Source organism: Hydrogenophaga sp. PAMC20947 (genome assembly GCF_004795855.1).
In the GTDB taxonomy this organism is placed as follows: domain Bacteria; phylum Pseudomonadota; class Gammaproteobacteria; order Burkholderiales; family Burkholderiaceae_C; genus Hydrogenophaga.
The window spans coordinates 2,464,865-2,483,238 of record NZ_CP039252.1; the positions used below are offsets into that span (position 1 = coordinate 2,464,865).

Genomic DNA, 18,374 nt, shown 5'->3' on the forward strand with positions numbered 1-18,374 from the left:
ATCACAGCCTTGACCTCCAAAAGCCCGACACCCGATACCGATACCCGCACCGACGCTGCGCAGCCCCTGCCCGGAGCCGCCGCGCACAGCGCCGTGGCCGTGCGCGCGCTGTGCGAATTCAGCGCGAAAGCCGGGGATCTGGACCTGCGCTTCACCCCCTCGCCCAGCGGCGCCGAAGGCGTGGCCGGCCACAGCACCGTCACCGCGCGCCGCCCCGCTGGCTACCAGCGCGAGCTCCCCTTAAGCGCGCGCTTCGAAGAACTCACCGTCACCGGCCGCGCCGACGGCTTCGACCCCGAAGCCAAACGTGTCGAAGAAATCAAGACCCACCGGGGCGATGAAGGCGCGATCCCACCCAACCACCGTGCCCTGCACTGGGCACAGGCGCGGGTGTACGGCTGGATGCTGTGCCAACAACTGTCCCTCGAGAAAATCGATGTCGCACTGGTGTACTTCAACATCGACACCGCTGAGGAAACCCTGCTCACCGAGACGCAGACCGCCGCCGACTTGCGCGTGTTTTTCGAGAACCTCTGTCAGCGCTACATCGTCTGGGCGCGCGAGCAAACCGCCCACCGCCTGCAACGCGACGCTGCGCTGCGCGAATTGCCCTTCCCTTTTCCCGATTTCCGCCCTGGCCAGCGCCACCTCACTGAGACCGTGTACCGCGCCCAAGGCCGCGCGAAAGCGGGCGAGCGCATCCTGATGGCGCAGGCCCCCACGGGCATTGGCAAAACCATGGCCACATTGTTCGGCGCGCTGAAAGCCACACCCGCGCAGGGCACTGACAAGGTTTTCTATCTGACCGCCAAAACCCCCGGCCGCCAGCTCGCGCTCGACGCACTGAAGCGCCTGAATACCGCAGGCCACTTGCGCGTGCTCGAGCGCGTGGCGCGCGACAAGGCTTGCGAACACCCCGACAAAGCCTGCCACGGCGCCTCGTGCCCGCTGGCCCAAGGCTTCTACGACCGCCTGCCCGAAGCCCGCTCCAACGCGGCCAGGATCGCGTGGATGGACAAAGCCACGCTGCGCGACACGGCGCTGGCACACAGCGTCTGCCCGTATTACCTGGGCCAGGAAATGGTGCGCTGGAGCGATGTATTGGTGGGTGATTTCAACCACTACTTTGACCACGGTGCCGCGTGGCACGCGCTGACTGAGGCCAACGAGTGGCGCGTCAGCCTGCTGATCGATGAAGCCCACAACCTGATCGAGCGCGCCCGCCTCATGCACAGCGCAGCCATGGCACCCGGCGCTTTTCAGTCGCTGCGCCAGAGCGCCCCTCCCGGTTTGAAAAAGGCGCTGGACGCCTTGCACCGCCGATGGGGCAAGCTCGCACGCGAACACACCGAAGCCTATGAGGTGTTGCCCGAGCTGCCCAGTGAATGGGTCGAATGCCTGCAAGCCACCTGTACCGCCATCGGCGAGCACTTTGTGCAGCACCCGTTTGATGCCACCGGCGCGCTGCAGAACTGGTGGTTCGAAGCCTTGCACTTTCTGCGCGTGGCCGAGAGCTTTGGCGAGCACAGCCTGTGCGATGTGTCGCGCGACGCCTGGGACAACCCCAGGTCCAACCAACCCGGCCACCCCACCCTCAGCCTGCGTTGCGTTATTCCCGCGCCGCTGCTGCAAGACCACTGGGCCACAGCCCACAGCGCCACCCTGTTCTCCGCCACCCTGGCGCCCATGGATTACGTGGCCGATCTGCTTGGCCTGCCCGAAGACACCACCCGCCTCGAAGTGCCCTCACCGTTTTCACCTGAGCAACTGCAGGTGCGCGTAGCGCCCCACATCTCCACCCGCTGGAGCCACCGTCAAGCTTCACTCACGCCCATGGCCGACGTAATGGCTGAGCAATTCGAGGCCGAACCCGGCAACTACCTCGCCTTTTTCAGCAGCTTCGACTACCTGCAACAAGCACTCGACCGCCTGCAGGAACGCCACCGCTTCGTGCCCACCTGGGCCCAATCCCGTGGCATGACCGAGCCCGACCGCGAAGCCTTCATCAACCGCTTCACCGAAGAAAGCCAAGGCATCGGTTTTGCCGTGTTGGGCGGCGCCTTCGGCGAAGGCATCGACCTCCCCGGCCACCGCCTCATCGGCGCCTTCATCGCCACACTGGGCCTGCCGCAGTTGAACCCGGTCAACGAACAAATGCGCGCCAGATTGCAGCAACGTTTCGGCCGGGGCTACGACTACGCCTACCTCTACCCAGGCCTGCAAAAAGTGGTGCAAGCCGCCGGCCGTGTGATCCGCAGCGAAACCGATCACGGCACGGTGTGGTTGATGGACGACCGGTTTGGGAAAGCGGAAGTGAAGCGCTTGCTGCCGGCCTGGTGGGCGCGCAGTTAGCGGCCTGACCGCCTAGGCGCGCTGCTCCGTTGCTTCTTTTTGTTCAAGTGGTAGGAGAACGCCGCCGCCATGCAGAACGCCACCGAGTCGGCAGGAATGGTCTCACCCAACCTGAACACCAGCGCACGGTTGCCCTCAAAAACAAAATCGTTGGGGAAGAGGGTTCTGAAGGTTTCGACCAGGTCGGTCTGGCAGTTGAAGTACAGCGCATAACTGCCTGGCGCCCTGGTCTTCCAATCCATCCGGACCGTGCTGCCCACTTTGCTTTTTGTGCCATACGCGGGCTCGCCCCATTTCAGCGTTTCCTCGATCCCGCCCACCTCAGGCATTGACCGGGCCGTCTCCCACGCGATCTCCCGCAAAGCCAGCAGCGCTTCCCTGGCTTCAGGCGGGTATGAGGCGAATTTTGCGGCGACCGCTTGTGACTGGAATGGGGTCATCGCGCCAGTATAGGAATTGCCCGGCTGGGGATCAACAAACCAGCATCGAACACTTCCAGCCACCGTTGCTGCGCAAGAGAGATCGAGGCACGGAGTGAGCAACGTATGAACAGTCTGGGGACGCGGCGGTGCGGCAATGGTTGCTTGCCTGCTCGATTGTTCGATCAATCAGTTGGCTCGATTCTGTCAGGCACTGTCCAGCTTCCCAACCCTTTGCCGCCTTTGCAAAGGTGCCAGCAGGTGAGGTAAAACCCCAACGGCACGCTCGACACATACAAAACAAAAACACCGATCGCGAGCAGGCCAGAAACGAAGCCACTACAGAGCCCCACAACAACCCAACCCCAATGGCAGCGGCGATCTTGAAGCCAACGGGTTGTCATGACAGCCAGGCACACCCATGCAACGGCGGGCAAAACAGCAAGGAATCCGGTCAGATCGTTAGAAGGAATCGAACCTTTAAGCCGCGCGCTCAAGGGCACAAAGAACAACAAAAGGGAAACCAGAACGGCGATGCTGGAGAAGCCCCAGGAAACGACCGCAAAAGCAAATCGTTTGCCTGAAATGGTCCGAGAGATGGTGGATTGAAGTGCCTTCGTCACATCGTGGATCGTACCGAATCGGCGTGGCACTTCTGGCACGTCACATGCTCAACAATGGATGCTCTCGGCAGCACCAGATTCAAATAGTTTCTGCAAGCCAAAAAGCCTCAGCGAGCCAACAGAGCTCGACCCCACGCCGTGTGGCCGGGTTGAGCAGCACAGCGGCTTGCGGAAAAGGACGGGCGTTGTCTGAGCGAAGCGAGTGTAGGCGATGCTGAATGGGTTTGACGCGGTCGAGGCTCCTCGGCTTTGGGCGATCTGCTGCGTTGCAAATCCGCGCGATACCGGTGGTATCGCTGTGGTTTGAGCCTTGCATCTCATCCCAAACCGAGAAGCCCCGCCTCGCCCAAACCCATTCAACATCGCCCCGCCCGACCCCGCCAGTCGCGAGCAGCGCAAAGCGGCCCGGACTTCGGCTCGCCTTTTCTTTGCTTACTTTCTTTTGGCGAAGCAAAAGAAAGTAAGTCGCCGCCGGGGCGAGACCCGGCACGCCACAAGCACCAACCCATCAGCCAAAGGGCAACAGAAAGCGGCTACCGGTAAGTCGCCAAATGGATACTCGTCTCCGTGTTCCGAATCCCGCTGATCAACCGCACCCGCTCCAGCACACTCGACAACTCCGACATCGAGCTCGCCTCCAGCTCTGCCAGCAAATCCCAACGGCCATTGGTGTCGTGCAGCGTTGAAACGCCCGGCTCACCCAGCAAGCTCGCGATCACCTGCCGAGTGGTATTGCCCTCGACCATCACCCCCATCCAGGCGCGAATGCGCTCGGGCTCGGCCTCGGGCTTGAGGCGCACGGTGTAGCCCACGATGACCTGAGTGTCTTCGAGCTTGCGCAGGCGGTTGGTGACCGTGCCGCGTGAGACCTTGAGCTTGTGGGCCAGATCGGCTACAGAGAGGCGGGCATTGCTGCGGAGCAGGCTGATGAGTTGGTGGTCGAGTTCGTCCATATGATCAAAATGACATTGAGTGATGCCATTTTGATCATATTTCTACCGTATCGCTACTTTTTTGCCACTTTTCATTTCCTGCCAGGCCAGCCACACTGCAGGCATCCATTCAGAAACGCCAGAAGGCACACCATGAAACACCACGACCTCAACCAATTCATCGATCACGGCACCCTGTATCTCAGTGCGCCCGAGGCCGCCGAACTGGTGCGCCGCAAGGGGCTGGCCAACTGTCTGTCCGCCATTGCCGCCAACATCGACGCCGATTTCCAGCGTTGGGCCGATTTCGACAAGACTGCGCGCGTGGCCAACCACTCACAGCACGGCGTCATCGAGCTCATGCCCGTGTCCGACGACCACCGCTACGCTTTCAAATATGTCAACGGTCACCCCAGCAACACCCGCGTCGGCATGTCAACAGTGATGGCCTTCGGTGTCTACGCCGACGTGGACACGGGTGCCCCCATGTTGTTGAGCGAACTCACGCTGACCACCGCGCTGCGCACTGCTGCCATGTCGGCACTGGCCGCGAAAAACCTGGCCCGTCCGAACAGCCGTGTGATGGCGCTGATCGGCAACGGAGCGCAGAGCGAGTTCCAGGCGCTGGCATTCAAGCACCTGGTGGGCATCACCGAAGTGCGCCTGTTCGACGTGGACCCGCAGGCGACCGCCAAGCTGGTGGCGAACTTGCAGGGTCATGACCTGACCGTCACCGTCTGCGCCAGCACCGCAGAGGCGGTGCGCGGCGCCGATATTGTCACGACCGTCACCGCCGACAAGACGCTCGCCACGATTCTCACGCCCGACATGATCGAGCCGGGCATGCACCTCAACGCCGTGGGCGGCGACTGCCCGGGCAAGACCGAGCTGCACGGTGACATCCTGGACACGGCGAATGTGTTCGTCGAGTACGAGCCGCAATCGCGCGTCGAAGGCGAGATCCAGCACAAGCCGGCAGATTTCAAAGTGACCGAGCTCTGGCAGGTGCTGCGCGGCGAGCAGCCGGGTCGCCGAAGCGAACAAGAGGTGACGGTATTTGACTCGGTGGGCTTTGCCCTGGAAGACTTTTCCGCACTGCGCTTCATGCTGACCACCGCGACCGAGCTGGGCCTGGGCGAGCGCATCGAACTGATTCCGCAACTGGACGACCCCAAAAACCTGTTTGGCATGCTCGCCAGGTCGGAAAGCCAGACCTGCGCAGTTGCGAACGGTGAGACGATCGCCATTTGATCTGCACCGACGCTGAGCCCCAGCCCTGTGGCCGGGCTGAGCAGCACAGTGGCTGACGTTTCAGGGTGGGTGTTGTTTGCGTACCGGTCAGGCGCTCAAACCAGAAGCATCACACTTCGGGCTCTTCGGGGGGCAAAGGCGTGATCAGCACCTGATCGATGCGGCGACCTTCCAGGGCCAGCACCTCAAAGCGCCAGCCCACGCATTCCACCGACTGCTGCAAGCCCAACAACTCCCCGGACACGGTCTGCATCAGGCCGGCCACCGTGTTGTAGCGGCCTTTGTCTTCGTCGGGCAATTCATCGATATCAAAACGCGACTTGAGCTCGGCCACGGGCATGCCCCCGTCCACCAGCCATGAGCCGTTTTCCTTGGGTATCGCCCAGGCGTCCAGGGGCAGTTCGGGCGAGAGCTCGCCCGTGATGGCCTGCAGCATGTCCAGCGGCGTCACCACGCCCTGCACCACACCGTATTCGTCGACCACAAACACAATGCGCGTGGAGCGTATGCGGAACTGCTCCAGCAGCTCCATGCCGGTGAGCGTTTCGGGCACAAAAACCGCCGGCAGCGCATGTTGGCGAATTTCGTCGTCGTGCAGCCCTTTGGACTGCAGGGACAACAGGAACGGGAGGTGAATCACACCCACCACGTCATCGAGTCCATCGCGGCACACCGGGTACCACGAGTGCCCCTTGGCCCAGGCCTTCTGAACAGCCGAATCCACCGTTTCCTGAGCGTCCAGCCATTCGATATCGGAGTGGGGCACCATGATGGACGTCAGCTGGCGGTCATCGAGCAAGAAAACATTGCGCACCATCTGGTGTTCATGTTCTTCGATCAGACCCGCATCCACGCCCTCTTCCAGGCTGGCGTTGATTTCTTCTTCTGTCACATGCTGCACCGCATTGGCATCGACGCGCAGCAGCTTCAGGACCCCGTGGGTGGTGCGCGAGAGCAGCCAGACAAACGGACCCGCTGCCTTGGCCACAAAGGCCATGGGCCTGGAGACCCAGCGGGCCACCGCTTCGGGGTACAGCTGGCCGATGCGCTTGGGCACCAGCTCACCAAACACGATGGTGATGAAGGTGATCACCACCACCACGATGGCCGTGGCACTCACGCTTGCCGAAGCTTCGGCCACCCCCCAACCCTGCAGGCGCACCGCCAGGTCAGCGCTGAAGGCGGCTTCGCCCACAATGCCATTGAGCATGCCAATAGAGGTGATACCGACCTGTACAGACGACAAAAACTGCGTGGGATCTTCGAGCAACTTGAGCGCGGTGATCGAGCCTTTGTCGCCGGCCTCGGCCATGGCTGACAGCCTCGCCTTGCGGCTGGACGCCAGCGCCAGCTCCGACATGGCAAAAGCCCCGTTGAGCAGGGTCAGAAAAACAATGATGAAAATATCCATAATCAGCGCATGGCACTTTACATGATCGGCGACATCCAGGGCTGCAACGAAGCCCTCGGTCGCCTGCTCGACAAACTCGATTTTTCCCGCAGCCGCGACACCCTGTACTTGCTGGGTGACCTGGTGAACCGGGGCCCAGACTCACTGGGCGTGCTTCGGCGCCTCATGGACTTGGGCGACTCGGCGCAATGCTTGCTGGGCAACCACGATCTGCACCTGCTGGCGGTGGCGCACGGTGTGCGAAAACCCCACCGCAGCGACACGGTGGACGGTATTCTGGCCGCGCCAGACCGCTCATCGCTGCTTGACTGGGTGCGCACCCGCTCGATGGCCATTGACGCACAAGGTTGGCTGATGGTGCACGCGGGCGTTCTGCCGGCCTGGGACAAGGCACAGACCTTGTCGCTGGCACACGAAGTAGAGACCGCCTTGCGAGGCCCTGAGTGGGGTGTTTTTCTGCACAACATGTACGGCAACCAGCCCGACGCCTGGCGCGACTCGCTGCGTGGCGCCGAGCGCTTGCGCGTGATCGTCAATGCATTGACCCGGCTGCGGTTTTGCTCGGCCAACGGGGTGATGGAATTTGACACCAAAGACAGCGCTGCCACTGCGCCCGAGGGCTTCATGCCCTGGTTTGATGTGCCCGGCCGCAAGACGCTGGGGACACCCATTGCGTTTGGCCATTGGTCCACGCTCAAAAACGCCGCCAACGGCCAACACACCCTGGCCCTGGACACCGGCTGTGTCTGGGGTGGGTGCCTCACAGCCGCTCGATTGATGGACGGTGGTCGCACCGAACTCATTCAGGTGCAATGCCCGCAAGCCCGAAAGCCAGGCAAATCCTAGTGTGGTGCTGCATGCTTGAGGATACAAAAAAACCGATGACGTTTGGCTCAGGGCGAGGCCCAATCCACAGCCCGGCTATGGCGAGGCGTTTACAACGCCGCCTTGAGCGAAAAGACGTGGGCTGATGTGCCTTTCGGCACGCAACACCCCATCAGCAGTGGTCAGGTCCTCAGCCGTTATGTGAAGACGCGGTGTCCACAGATGCGGCAGCTTCTTCCGACTCTGCGCTGGCTGGCGCTGAGTCAGCGGTCTCTGCCCCGGCTTCGGGCTCGGCCAACACAGGGCTCTTGAACAGGGCTGCCACTTTCTTGCGCGAGCGGATGTTGGGCGAAGCCGAACGGGCGGCCGGGCGCTCGGATACTTCCCACGATGGCGTGGTATCTGGATTGGCACTGACGCTGGGCTCATACGGCTTGTCAAACAACGGGTCGGCCGGTGCCCGGGGTGCCCGGGCAGGACGGCCTTCATGCCGTGACTCACGTGAAGGACGGCTGTCGCGGCGTTCACGGCGCTCGCCGTCTTCGTTTTGCCAGGCGCGCTGGCCATCGTTGAAATGTCCGGCCGGTTTGCGATCGGCTTCCAGCTCCAGCGCTTCCAACTCGAGTTTCTTGCCCAGCAGTTTTTCCAGATCGCCCATGAGGCGCGTATCGCGCCCGCTCACGAACGAAACCGCCAGACCTTCGGCGCCTGCGCGACCGGTGCGCCCGATGCGGTGCACATAGTCTTCGGCATTGAACGGAATATCGAAATTGAACACCGCCGGCACATCCTTGATGTCCAGGCCGCGGGCGGCCACATCGGTGCAGACCAGCAAGTCAACGACGCCACTCTTGAACGCCTCCAGGGCTTTCAGGCGCTCGTCCTGGCTCTTGTCGCCGTGCAGGGCCGTGGTCTTGAGACCTTCACGCTCCAGCGAACGCGCCAGTCGGGCGCAGCCCAGCTTGCTGTTCACGAACACAAAAGCCTGGTTCAGGCCCCGCTCCAGAAGAATCTTCTTGAGCACGGTCCGCTTGTCGTCGTCTTCTACCCGGTAGAAATGCTGCTCCACGGTCGATGCCGTGGCATTGGAGCGAGCGACCTCGATGGTCACCGGGTCTTGCAGGTAGCTGCTGGCCAGGCGCTTGATCTCGGGCGAGAAGGTGGCGGAGAACAGCAGCGTGATGCGCTTTTTGGGCAGATACGACAGGATGCGCTGCAAATCGGGCAGAAAGCCGATGTCGAGCATGCGGTCGGCTTCGTCGAGCACCACGTACTCAACCTGGTTGAGCACACAGTTCTTGGCCTCGATGTGGTCCAGCAGACGACCGGGCGTGGCCACCAGCACCTCGACGCCTTTTTTCAGCTCGGCGGTCTGTGGCTTCATGTCCATGCCACCAAACACCACCATGCTGCGCAGCTTCGTGTGTTTGGCGTACAGCTTCACTTGCTCGGCCACCTGGTCGGCGAGTTCTCGCGTGGGCAACAGCACCAGTGCACGCACAGGGTGGCGCGCGGGCGAAGTCGAGGCGTTCTCGTGTTTGAGCATGCGCTGCAGCAGGGGCAGCGAGAACGCGGCGGTCTTGCCGGTGCCGGTCTGGGCAGCGCCCATCACGTCACGCCCCTCCAGAACCACAGGAATAGCCTGCGCCTGAATGGGGGTCATGTTCTCGTATCCCATATCGGCCACGGCCTGGGCAATAGAGGGAGAGAGGGCGAGTTGGGAAAAAGATTGGGTCATTGCAGGGCGCGCTGCCTAAAAAATGCGCGCAGGGTAAAGGGCATTAACCCGACATTCTCTCACTTTGAGTGGTTTTTACCCAATCGCGCCGCTTCAGCGCCACGGAAACCGTAAAACAACGGTTCTCTTACCGGGTTGCAATCAAAGGGAGAACAAGGCGGGTCGGCATCAGATGTTGCGAGCGCCGAAGGTGTCGCAAGCCTGAACACTGCCCGTTTCCAGCCCTTTGTAGAACCAGCGCTGGCGCTGTTCACTGGTGCCGTGGGTAAAACTGTCGGGCACGACCACGCCCTGGCTCTTGCGCTGGAGCGCATCGTCACCAATGGCGGCGGCGGCATTCATGGCTTCTTCGATGTCGCCAGATTCGAGGATATTCTTGCTTTTCTGGTTGTGGTGGGCCCAGATGCCGGCAAAGCAGTCGGCCTGCAGTTCCAGACGCACCGACAAGGCGTTTTGCTCGCGCTCGCTGACCCGCCCGCGCATGCTGTCGACCTTGCCGGTCAGGCCCATGAGGTTCTGCACGTGGTGGCCCACTTCATGCGCCACCACATAGGCTTGGGCGAAATCGCCTGGGGCGCCCAGCTGGCGCTTCATGGTGTCGTAAAAACCCAGGTCGATGTAGACCTTCTTGTCGGCCGGGCAGTAAAACGGGCCCATGGCGGCTTGGCCCTGGCCACAAGCCGTTGATGTGGATCCCCGGAACATCACCAGAGTGGGGGCCTGGTACTGCGCCCCGCCCTGCTGGAACACGGCGCCCCAGGCGTCTTCGGTGCCGCCCAGCACGGCAGCGACGAATTGCCCCATTTCATCCGTGGGCTTGCCCGAAGCGGTGGTGGTGTTGGCCGGTGCACTCTGGGTCTGGCCAGGCATCAAATCGCCGCCACCGCCCAGAAAACCGAGGATGGTCATGGGGTTGATGCCGAAGATCCAGCCCGCCACCAGTGCGACAGCGATGGTGCCCAGGCCAATGCCCTTGCCGCTGCGTCTGCGGCCGCCACCCGCGCCGCCAAACATGCCGCCGCCCCCACCCGGGGCGTTTCGGCGGTCTTCAACGTTGTCGGACTGGCGGTTGTTTTCCCACTTCATGGCTGGACTCCTCGGCATTCTGATCGGGCTTGGCCACGGACAAGGGTGCACCGGGCTGCTGCCACATTATGCAAACAGGCGCTCAAACGCGGACCACCGGCGCCTGGCTGAAGCGCCGGGATTTGCGAAAAGTCCGAATTGGGTGCGCGGGTGCGACGAACGCTCCGCACGCAATCAGGTTTTGGGCAGCGTCACGCCAACCTGACCCTGGTATTTGCCACCCCGGTCTTTGTAGCTGGTCTCGCAGACATCGTCTTTGTCGCTCTCGAAGAACAACACCTGCGCACAACCTTCGCCCGCGTAAATTTTGGCGGGCAACGGGGTCGTGTTGGAAAACTCCAGCGTCACGTAGCCTTCCCATTCGGGTTCAAACGGCGTCACGTTGACGATGATGCCGCAGCGGGCATAGGTGCTTTTGCCCAGGCAAATGGTGAGCACGTTGCGCGGAATGCGGAAGTATTCCAGGGTGCGCGCCAGCGCGAAGCTGTTGGGCGGGATGACGCAAACTTCTTTGTTGATATCAACAAAGCTGTTTTCGTCGAAATTTTTCGGGTCCACCACGGTGCTGTGGATGTTGGTGAACACCTTGAATTCGGGCGCACACCGAATGTCGTAGCCATAACTGCTGGTGCCATAGCTGACGATGCGTTCGCCAGCTGCGTTCTTGCGAACCTGGCCCGGCTCGAAGGGCTCGATCATGCCGTGTTGCTCGGCCATGCGGCGGATCCATCTATCGCTCTTGATGCTCATGCGTGTACTCCGGTGCGCGGCGAAAAGCCCCCGCGGATGCCACGATTGTAGGGACATGGCGCGCCCGCCCCTGCCACCCCTGCAGCCCTCCGGTCTTCATGGTTTTCAGTAATTACTGAAAATACAGAAACTTTTTGATCTGGATCAAACCATGCCCGTCCCCCATCCCCTGCCCCCACTGAACCGCGAATTCATCACCCACTTCGGCGAGATGGGCAGCCGTTGGGGCATCAACCGCACCGTCGGACAGATCTACGCTTTGCTCTACATCTCGTCGGCCCCGATCAACGCAGACGAAATCGCTCAGGCCCTGGATTTCTCCCGCTCCAACGTGAGCATGGGCCTGAAGGAATTGCAGGCCTGGCGGCTGGTCCGCCTGCGCCACCTGCCCAGCGATCGCCGGGAGTATTTTGAGGCGCCAGAGGATGTCTGGGAGATTTTCCGCGTGTTGGCCGAAGAGCGCCGCCGCCGAGAGGTCGAGCCCACGCTGTCCATGCTGCGCAGTGCCCTGCTGCAAGAACCCGGCAGCGAAGCCGAAGAACATGCACAGGCACGCATGCGGGAGATGCACGACCTGATCGACCGATTGATGACGTGGTTCGATGACGTTCAAAAACTCTCGCCCGAGACCGCCCAACAGCTCATGGGCATGGGCGCCAAGGTCACCCGGGTACTGGAACTCAAAGACCGGCTGATCGGCCGAACACCCCGGCCTGCGAATGCCGCCAAGCCCCCCGATCGCAACGCTGCCTGACCCGCCCTACCGTCCCAATCCTCTGAGCACCTGACCATGGAACTCGACGCCCTCATCCTTTCGCGCATGCAGTTCGGCGCGAACATCAGCTTTCACATCCTGTTTCCCACCATCACCATTGCCATGGGCTGGTTCCTGCTGTTTTTCCGCTTGCGGTTCTTGCAAACGCGAAATGCTGCCTGGGAAGCCGCCTACTACTTCTGGACCAAGGTGTTTGCGCTCACCTTTGCACTGGGCGTGGTCTCGGGCATCGTGATGAGCTTCCAGTTCGGTACCAACTGGCCGGGCTTCATGGAGCGCACAGGCAACATCGCCGGGCCTTTGCTGGGCTACGAAGTCCTGACCGCGTTTTTCCTCGAGGCCAGTTTCCTGGGCATCATGCTGTTTGGCCGCGGCCGGGTCAGTGAACGGGTGCACCTCGCCGCCACTTTCCTGGTGGCACTGGGCACCACGCTCTCGGCCTTCTGGATCCTGAGTCTGAACTCCTGGATGCACACACCGGCCGGCTTCGAGATCGTCAACGGGCAGTTCATCCCGACCGACTGGCTTGCCGTGGTGTTCAACCCCTCATTCCCCTACCGCTTCACCCACACGCTGCTGGCTTCTGCGCTCACGGCCTCGTTCCTCATTGCGGGCCTGAGTGCCTGGCAGTTGCTCAAAGGCAGCGCCACGCAGGGCACATACAAGGCGATGCGGGCTGCGATCTTCACCGCCGCCACCGTGATCCCGTTGCAGTTTATTGTCGGCGACCTGCACGGCCTGAACACGCTGCAATACCAGCCCGCCAAGATCGCCGCCATGGAAGGCATCTGGGAGACCGAGCGTGGCGCGCCACTGACGCTGTTCGGTATTCCCGACGAGGCTGCGGGCACCACCCATTACGCCGTGAAGATCCCCAAGCTCGGCAGCTTGATCCTGACCCATGAGCTCGACAGCGAGATTCGGGGCCTGAACGAGTTCAAAGGCGCGCACCCGCCAGTGGCCCCTGTGTTCTACGCTTTTCGTCTCATGGTGGGCGTGGGTTCGCTCATGCTGCTGGTCGCAGGTTACAGCGCCTGGCGGCTTTGGTCGCAACGCCGTGCACCGAAGATCAGCCTGCCCCGCACGCACCTCTGGGTGCTGGCAGGCATGACCTTCTCGGGTTGGGTGGCCACGCTGTCGGGCTGGTATGTCACCGAAATCGGGCGGCAACCTTTCCTCGTCTACGGCCTGATGCGTACCAGCGAGGCGGCCACCACCGTGCCGCCGCCCTATGTGGCGTTCACGCTCACCGCCTACCTGTTGGTCTACGGTCTGCTTTTGATCACCTATGTGGGCGTGCTCAAGTACATGGCCGAGCACCCCACAGAACACGCGCCCGATGCGCCGCGGGGCGCCTTGCTCGGAAAGGCAGGGGTTTGACATGACCTGGGCCGAATTCCTCCCTTTGTTTTTTTTGGCCGTGATGGGGCTGTCCTTGCTCGCCTATGTCGTGCTCGACGGCTACGACCTGGGCGTGGGTCTGTTGCTGCCGCTGGTGAATGACGTCGACAAAGACACGCTGATCGCCAGCATAGGACCGTTCTGGGATGCCAACGAAACCTGGCTGGTTCTGGGCGTGGGGGTGCTGCTGATTGCCTTTCCCATGGCCCACGGGATGGTGCTCCAGGCCCTGTACCTGCCGGTCGCAATGATGCTCATCGGCTTGATTTTGCGGGGCGTGGCGTTTGACTTCCGGGTCAAGGCACCCACCCGGTACAAACCCTTCTGGAACCGGGCGTTCTTCGCCGGCTCGCTGATGGCCAGCACCTCGCAGGGCTGGATGCTGGGCAGCTACATCACCGGCTTTGACCCCGGCGCACTGGGCTGGGCCTTCAGTCTGGGTGTGGCGCTCACCTTGCCCGCCGCGTACGTGTTGCTGGGCGCCGGCTGGCTGATCATGAAGACCGAAGGCGCCCTGCAAGCCAGGGCAGTGGCATGGGCCCGCCGCGCCCTGTGGCCCATGGGAACAGCGCTGGTGGTGATCTCCATCGCAACCCCACTGGCCAAACCGGCGGTCATGGCGAAATGGTTTGCTTTGCCGCAGGTTTTCGCGCTGCTGCCCGTCCCCATGATGTGTGCCCTGGCCTTCTTCGCCATGCGCTGGGTCGTGACACGCCCGGAGGTGATCCGCGCAGGCTACGGCTGGGTGGTGTTCGCCAATACCGTGTTGATTTTTGTACTGGCCTTCTTCGGACTGGCCTACAGCATCTTTCCCGACATCGTGATGGGTCGCATGACCGTCTGGGAGGCTGCGATCAGCACGGCATCGCTCAACGTGATCTTTTTTGGCGTGGCGATCACCCTGCCGGTCATCATCGGCTACACGGTGTTCATGTACCGCGTGTTCTGGGGCAAAGCCGGCTCGCTGAGCTACAAGTGATCAGCTGGGCCGACCCGCAATCACGGTGCGCTCGACCACGCGTTCATCCCCCAGCACGATCAGCGCAAAGAGCAATTCTTCCAGGCTGTTGGTCTGCTGGGTCTTTCGGGCCAGAATCGGTGTGGCTTCGGGGTTGAGCACCACAAAATCGGCCTCACAACCCGGCTGCAAATTGCCGACCACTCCACCCAGGCCCAACGCTTCGGCAGCACCGGTCGTGTGTTGCCACCAGAGTTGTGAAGGTCGCAAGCTCAGTCCCGTTTTGCTTTGCCCTTCGCGCCCCACGCAATAGGCCGCGAGCATGGTCTTGAAGGGCGAAAAGCTCGTGCCGCCCCCCACATCGCTGGCGAGCCCATAGCGCATGCCGGCGGCATCGGCGGCCGCAAAATCAAAAAACCCGCTGCCCAGAAACAGATTGCTCGTGGGGCAAACCGCCGCAACGGCGCCTGAGCGCTGCATGAGCACCCGGTCGGCATGGCTGAAATGGATGCAGTGCGCATAAATGGCCCGCTGGCGCATCAGACCCGCATCGCCATAAATGCCCAGGTAAGAAGCGGCATCCGGGAACAGCTCGCGCGCCCATCGGATTTCATCGAGATTTTCAGCCACGTGCGACTGGATCCACACGTCGGCGTATTTCGCCGCCAGCTCGCCGGCTCCCCGCAATTGCGCGGGTGAGCTGGTGGGGGCGAAGCGTGGGGTGATCGCATAGCCCAGCCGATCCACGCCATGCCAGCGCTGGATCAACGCTTCGGTATCGATCAGACTTTGCTCGGTCTCGTCGCGCACGCCGTCCGGGCTGTGGCGGTCCTGCAGCACCTTGCCAGTGATGAAGCGCAGCCCGCGCTCGCGCGCCGCCTCAAATGCAGCGGTCACCGATGCGGGGTGGGACGTGGCGAAGGTGAGCGCCGTGGTGACCCCATGGCGCTGCAGCTCATCGAAGAAAAAATCGGCAACGCTGCGGGCGTATGCCGGATCGTAGAAGCGGGCTTCGTGAGGAAAGGTGTAGTTTTCCAGCCAGGGAAGCAGCCCGTCGGCCGGCGCACCAATGACATCGGTCTGCGGGTAATGCACATGCATGTCCACAAAGCCGGGCGCCATGATCCTGCCCCGCCAGTCGGTGGTGGGCACCTCGGCATAGCGGGCCTTCAGCGCGGCATGATCGCCGACATCCACCACCACCTGACGCCCATTTTCATTTTGGTCAACCACCAGCAAGCCGTCGTTGTCAAAGACGGGCTGGCGTTGGGAATCGAAGCGAAGGACGCTGGCACGGTAACAATGCATAACCGATCTACTGTAACGACAACCTGCACGGTCCTCATACGGACCTTTCTATGGGACGTATCGCGATCGTGATAATCCGCACAGTTCAATGCGTCAAACGTCCCACCACGCCCTCAACCAGCCAGTTCATGCCCCGGATGTCGTCGTCCGACAGGCGGTGCCCCGCAGGAATCCTCACCTGACCCTCGTTGTCACGCACGTCGGCTCGGGCCGAAAACACGGCCCATTCGCCTCGGGCCAGGCTGGCCTGCAGCGCCAACACCTCTTCGCGCACCGTGGCTGGCACCTTGGGGCCAAAGCCGTCGACCCGGATCATGCCGGTTTTCACGCCACCCCAGACCTGGCCACTCTTCCACCGCCCATCGAGCACGGCCTTCACGCGCTGGGTATAGTAATCGCCCCAGAGGTGGGTCACCGCTGCAACCTGTGCATCGGGCGCCACATGGCGCATGTCTGAGTGGTAGGCCACAGCCAGCTTGCCGCGCTCTTGCGCAGCGGCCATCACAGCGGTTGAGCCAGTGTGAAAAGCCAGCACTTCGGCACCCTGGTTCATCAGTGTCATGGCGGCTTCGCGCTCGCGAGGCGGATTGAACCATTCACCCAAAAACACCACGCGCACGCTGGCTTTCGGATTGACCGAGCGCATGCCGAGGGAAAAGGCGTTGATGCCCTGCACCACCTCGGGAATCGGAAAGCCCGCCACAAAGCCCGCCTGGGTCGCCAGGCGACCCGCCGCTACACCGGCAAGATAACGGCCCTCGTAATAGCGTGCATTGGCGGTCGCCACGTTGGGGGCGGTCTTGTAACCCGTGATGGACTCGAACTTCACCTCGGGAAATTCGCGCGCCACTTTGAGCGTGGGTTCCATGTAGCCAAAGCTGGGGGTGAAGATCAAGCGGTTGCCCTGCCGCGCCAGGTCCCGGATCACGCGCTCGGCATCGGGCCCCTCCGCCACGTTGTCCACAAAGCTGGTCTGCACTTGTTTGCCCAGCGCGGCTTCGACCGCCAGGCGACCCAGCTCGTGTTGCCGCACCCACCCGGCTTCTGAAAGAGGCGCAACGTACACAAAGGCCACTTTCAGCGGCGCCGCAGGCGACTCCGCACGGGCCGGCATGGAAAAGGGGATGAAAAAGCTGGCAGCCGCCAAAACGCAGACGCGCCGGGCCACGAGGTTTTTGTACATGGTGTTCCTCTACATGGCTTCCAGACAGAAAAAAACGAGCCGGGGAAGCACCGGCTCGCTGTGTCTCTATTTTACCGCCTCCTTCATCCGCCAGTGCGCTGCGGCGGTAGGGGATCGGGTGGCGCCGGGCAACACGGTGCCCCAGCCATGCCCCAGCTCAGGTGTCTTTGGAAATCTTGATCGACGGAAATTTGCTGGAAAAATCCTTGGCCTGCTTGGCCACTTTCACCGCCAGCTGGCGGGCCATGGCCTTGTACAGCCCGGCAATCTCACCCTCGGGCTCGGCAACCACGGTGGGGGCACCGCCATCGGCCTGCACGCGGATCTGCATGTTCAGCGGCAAGGCCCCCAGATAGTCCATTTCGAACTCGGCCGCCATTTTTTTGCCGCCATCGGCGCCAAAAATGTGTTCGCTGTGGCCGCAATTGGGGCAAACGTAAACCGCCATGTTTTCCACAATGCCCAAAATCGGCACGCCGACCTTTTCAAACATTTTGATGCCCTTGCGCGCATCCAGCAGCGCAATGTCTTGCGGTGTGGTCACGATCACAGCCCCGGTGAGCGGCACGCGCTGCGACAAAGTCAGCTGGATATCGCCCGTGCCGGGGGGCATGTCGACGATCAAATAGTCCAGGTCTTTCCAGTTCGTCTGGCGCAGCAGCTGTTCCAGCGCCTGGGTGGCCATGGGGCCTCGCCACACCATGGCGTCGTCCTTGTTCACCAGGAAACCAATGGAAATCACTTGCACGCCGTGGCTCACCAAGGGTTCCATGGTCTTGCCATCATGGCTCTCGGGGCGCCCCTCCAGCCCCATCATCATGGGTTGGCTCGGGCCGTAAATGTCGGCGTCCAGAATGCCCACCGTGGCGCCTTCGGCCGCCAGGGCCAGCGCCAGGTTGGCCGCCGTGGTGCTCTTGCCCACGCCGCCTTTGCCCGAGGCCACGGCAATGATGTTCTTCACGCCTGGCAACAGTTGCACGCCGCGTTGCACGGCGTGGGCCGCCACCTTGAACGTGAGGTTGGCCGCCACATTCTCGACACCCGGAACCGCTTTCGCAGCAGCCACCAGAGCCGCGCGCAACGGCTCCAGCTGGCTCTTGGCGGGGTAACCGAGCTCTACGTCAAAGCTCACTTCGCCGTACTGCTCACTCAGGTTTTTCAGGGCTTTGGTGGACACCAGATCCTGCCCCGTGTTCGGATCGATCACGGCCTGCAGGGCGTTCAACAAAGCGGTGGAATCTACGGCCATCGGGGGCAATCTCCAGAGAAATAAGGGGGAACAGGCGTTGAAGTCTACCGTCGCGCAGCAGGTCGGCGCATACACACACCATGCCTGAGGGCATCAAAGCCCTAAAATCAAAG

At 62.1% G+C, this 18,374-nt stretch carries 16 protein-coding genes; 6 read left to right on the plus strand and 10 right to left on the minus strand.

The annotated features are described in order from the left end of the window. The first annotated feature begins 9 nt into the window (after positions 1-9). Positions 10-2,352, plus strand: a complete 2,343-nt coding sequence (locus E5678_RS11065) for an ATP-dependent DNA helicase (RefSeq protein ID WP_348770345.1) — start codon at positions 10-12, stop codon at positions 2,350-2,352. Here the strand turns inward: E5678_RS11065 and E5678_RS11070 are convergent. From E5678_RS11070 to E5678_RS11085, 3 genes are all read right to left on the minus strand, one after another. Beyond that, entirely contained in the window at positions 2,349-2,960 is a 612-nt protein-coding gene (locus E5678_RS11070; RefSeq protein ID WP_247596746.1) for a DUF1801 domain-containing protein, read from the minus strand. The two genes, E5678_RS11065 and E5678_RS11070, sit on opposite strands and share 4 nt — an antisense overlap. Then, a complete protein-coding gene (locus E5678_RS11075) occupies positions 2,957-3,433 on the minus strand; it encodes a hypothetical protein (RefSeq protein WP_136178581.1) in 477 nt (158 codons plus the stop codon). The genes E5678_RS11070 and E5678_RS11075 overlap by 4 nt, the downstream gene beginning before the upstream one ends. A gap of 494 nt (positions 3,434-3,927) precedes the next feature. Further along, positions 3,928-4,347 carry an Lrp/AsnC family transcriptional regulator gene (locus E5678_RS11085; protein ID WP_136178583.1) on the minus strand — a complete coding sequence of 140 codons (420 nt, stop codon included), beginning with the start codon at positions 4,345-4,347 and terminating at the stop codon, positions 3,928-3,930. Positions 4,348-4,479: 132 nt separating this feature from the next. Between E5678_RS11085 and E5678_RS11090 the strand changes: the two genes are divergently transcribed. Beyond that, positions 4,480-5,577 carry an ornithine cyclodeaminase gene (locus tag E5678_RS11090; protein ID WP_136178584.1) on the plus strand — a complete coding sequence of 366 codons (1,098 nt, stop codon included), beginning with the start codon at positions 4,480-4,482 and terminating at the stop codon, positions 5,575-5,577. A gap of 109 nt (positions 5,578-5,686) precedes the next feature. On the opposite strand, the gene E5678_RS11095 is transcribed toward E5678_RS11090, so the two are convergent. After that, positions 5,687-6,988 carry a hemolysin family protein gene (locus E5678_RS11095; RefSeq protein ID WP_136178585.1) on the minus strand — a complete coding sequence of 434 codons (1,302 nt, stop codon included), beginning with the start codon at positions 6,986-6,988 and terminating at the stop codon, positions 5,687-5,689. 9 nt (positions 6,989-6,997) lie between these two features. Between E5678_RS11095 and E5678_RS11100 the strand changes: the two genes are divergently transcribed. After that, a complete protein-coding gene (locus E5678_RS11100) occupies positions 6,998-7,834 on the plus strand; it encodes a symmetrical bis(5'-nucleosyl)-tetraphosphatase (protein ID WP_136178586.1) in 837 nt (278 codons plus the stop codon). A gap of 169 nt (positions 7,835-8,003) precedes the next feature. On the opposite strand, the gene E5678_RS11105 is transcribed toward E5678_RS11100, so the two are convergent. From E5678_RS11105 to dcd, 3 genes are all read right to left on the minus strand, one after another. After that, positions 8,004-9,551, minus strand: a complete 1,548-nt coding sequence (locus E5678_RS11105) for a DEAD/DEAH box helicase (RefSeq protein ID WP_136178587.1) — start codon at positions 9,549-9,551, stop codon at positions 8,004-8,006. A 168-nt stretch (positions 9,552-9,719) separates the two neighbouring features. Then, a complete protein-coding gene (locus E5678_RS11110; protein ID WP_136178588.1) occupies positions 9,720-10,637 on the minus strand; it encodes a neutral zinc metallopeptidase in 918 nt (305 codons plus the stop codon). A gap of 174 nt (positions 10,638-10,811) precedes the next feature. Continuing rightward, positions 10,812-11,387, minus strand: a complete 576-nt coding sequence (dcd, locus tag E5678_RS11115; RefSeq protein ID WP_136178589.1) for a dCTP deaminase — start codon at positions 11,385-11,387, stop codon at positions 10,812-10,814. Between the two features lie 151 nt (positions 11,388-11,538). On the opposite strand from dcd, the gene E5678_RS11120 reads away from it, so the two are divergent. Genes E5678_RS11120 through E5678_RS11130 form a run of 3 tightly spaced genes read left to right on the plus strand, consistent with a single transcriptional unit; the run spans position 11,539 to position 14,542 of the window. Beyond that, complete coding sequence (locus E5678_RS11120) at positions 11,539-12,141, plus strand: GbsR/MarR family transcriptional regulator (RefSeq protein ID WP_136178590.1); 603 nt, start codon at positions 11,539-11,541, stop codon at positions 12,139-12,141. 36 nt (positions 12,142-12,177) lie between these two features. Next, complete coding sequence (locus E5678_RS11125; protein WP_136178591.1) at positions 12,178-13,542, plus strand: cytochrome ubiquinol oxidase subunit I; 1,365 nt, start codon at positions 12,178-12,180, stop codon at positions 13,540-13,542. Between the two features lies 1 nt (position 13,543). Continuing rightward, on the plus strand, positions 13,544-14,542 hold the full coding sequence (locus tag E5678_RS11130; protein WP_136178592.1) for a cytochrome d ubiquinol oxidase subunit II: 999 nt from the start codon (positions 13,544-13,546) through the stop codon (positions 14,540-14,542). Here the strand turns inward: E5678_RS11130 and guaD are convergent, their stop codons facing one another. The 3 genes from guaD to apbC all read right to left on the minus strand — a co-directional run bounded on the left by guaD (position 14,543) and on the right by apbC (position 18,261). After that, complete coding sequence (guaD, locus tag E5678_RS11135; RefSeq protein ID WP_136178593.1) at positions 14,543-15,829, minus strand: guanine deaminase; 1,287 nt, start codon at positions 15,827-15,829, stop codon at positions 14,543-14,545. A gap of 85 nt (positions 15,830-15,914) precedes the next feature. After that, complete coding sequence (locus E5678_RS11140; protein ID WP_136178594.1) at positions 15,915-17,012, minus strand: BMP family ABC transporter substrate-binding protein; 1,098 nt, start codon at positions 17,010-17,012, stop codon at positions 15,915-15,917. A 157-nt stretch (positions 17,013-17,169) separates the two neighbouring features. Continuing rightward, positions 17,170-18,261: an iron-sulfur cluster carrier protein ApbC gene (gene apbC / locus E5678_RS11145; protein ID WP_136178595.1), complete on the minus strand. Its 1,092-nt coding sequence runs from the start codon at positions 18,259-18,261 to the stop codon at positions 17,170-17,172. Positions 18,262-18,374: the final 113 nt, after the last annotated feature.

What these genes read in the sequence shown, in the direction of transcription:
- guaD (WP_136178593.1), bottom strand. Translation starts at nt 15,829, where the DNA reads ATGCATTGTTACCGTGCCAGCGTCCTTCGCTTCGATTCCCAACGCCAG.
- E5678_RS11095 (WP_136178585.1), bottom strand. Translation starts at nt 6,988, where the DNA reads ATGGATATTTTCATCATTGTTTTTCTGACCCTGCTCAACGGGGCTTTT.
- E5678_RS11110 (WP_136178588.1), bottom strand. Translation starts at nt 10,637, where the DNA reads ATGAAGTGGGAAAACAACCGCCAGTCCGACAACGTTGAAGACCGCCGA.
- E5678_RS11105 (WP_136178587.1), bottom strand. Translation starts at nt 9,551, where the DNA reads ATGACCCAATCTTTTTCCCAACTCGCCCTCTCTCCCTCTATTGCCCAG.
- dcd (WP_136178589.1), bottom strand. Translation starts at nt 11,387, where the DNA reads ATGAGCATCAAGAGCGATAGATGGATCCGCCGCATGGCCGAGCAACAC.
- E5678_RS11125 (WP_136178591.1), top strand. Translation starts at nt 12,178, where the DNA reads ATGGAACTCGACGCCCTCATCCTTTCGCGCATGCAGTTCGGCGCGAAC.
- E5678_RS11090 (WP_136178584.1), top strand. Translation starts at nt 4,480, where the DNA reads ATGAAACACCACGACCTCAACCAATTCATCGATCACGGCACCCTGTAT.
- apbC (WP_136178595.1), bottom strand. Translation starts at nt 18,261, where the DNA reads ATGGCCGTAGATTCCACCGCTTTGTTGAACGCCCTGCAGGCCGTGATC.
- E5678_RS11130 (WP_136178592.1), top strand. Translation starts at nt 13,544, where the DNA reads ATGACCTGGGCCGAATTCCTCCCTTTGTTTTTTTTGGCCGTGATGGGG.
- E5678_RS11120 (WP_136178590.1), top strand. Translation starts at nt 11,539, where the DNA reads ATGCCCGTCCCCCATCCCCTGCCCCCACTGAACCGCGAATTCATCACC.
- E5678_RS11085 (WP_136178583.1), bottom strand. Translation starts at nt 4,347, where the DNA reads ATGGACGAACTCGACCACCAACTCATCAGCCTGCTCCGCAGCAATGCC.
- E5678_RS11100 (WP_136178586.1), top strand. Translation starts at nt 6,998, where the DNA reads ATGGCACTTTACATGATCGGCGACATCCAGGGCTGCAACGAAGCCCTC.
- E5678_RS11140 (WP_136178594.1), bottom strand. Translation starts at nt 17,012, where the DNA reads ATGTACAAAAACCTCGTGGCCCGGCGCGTCTGCGTTTTGGCGGCTGCC.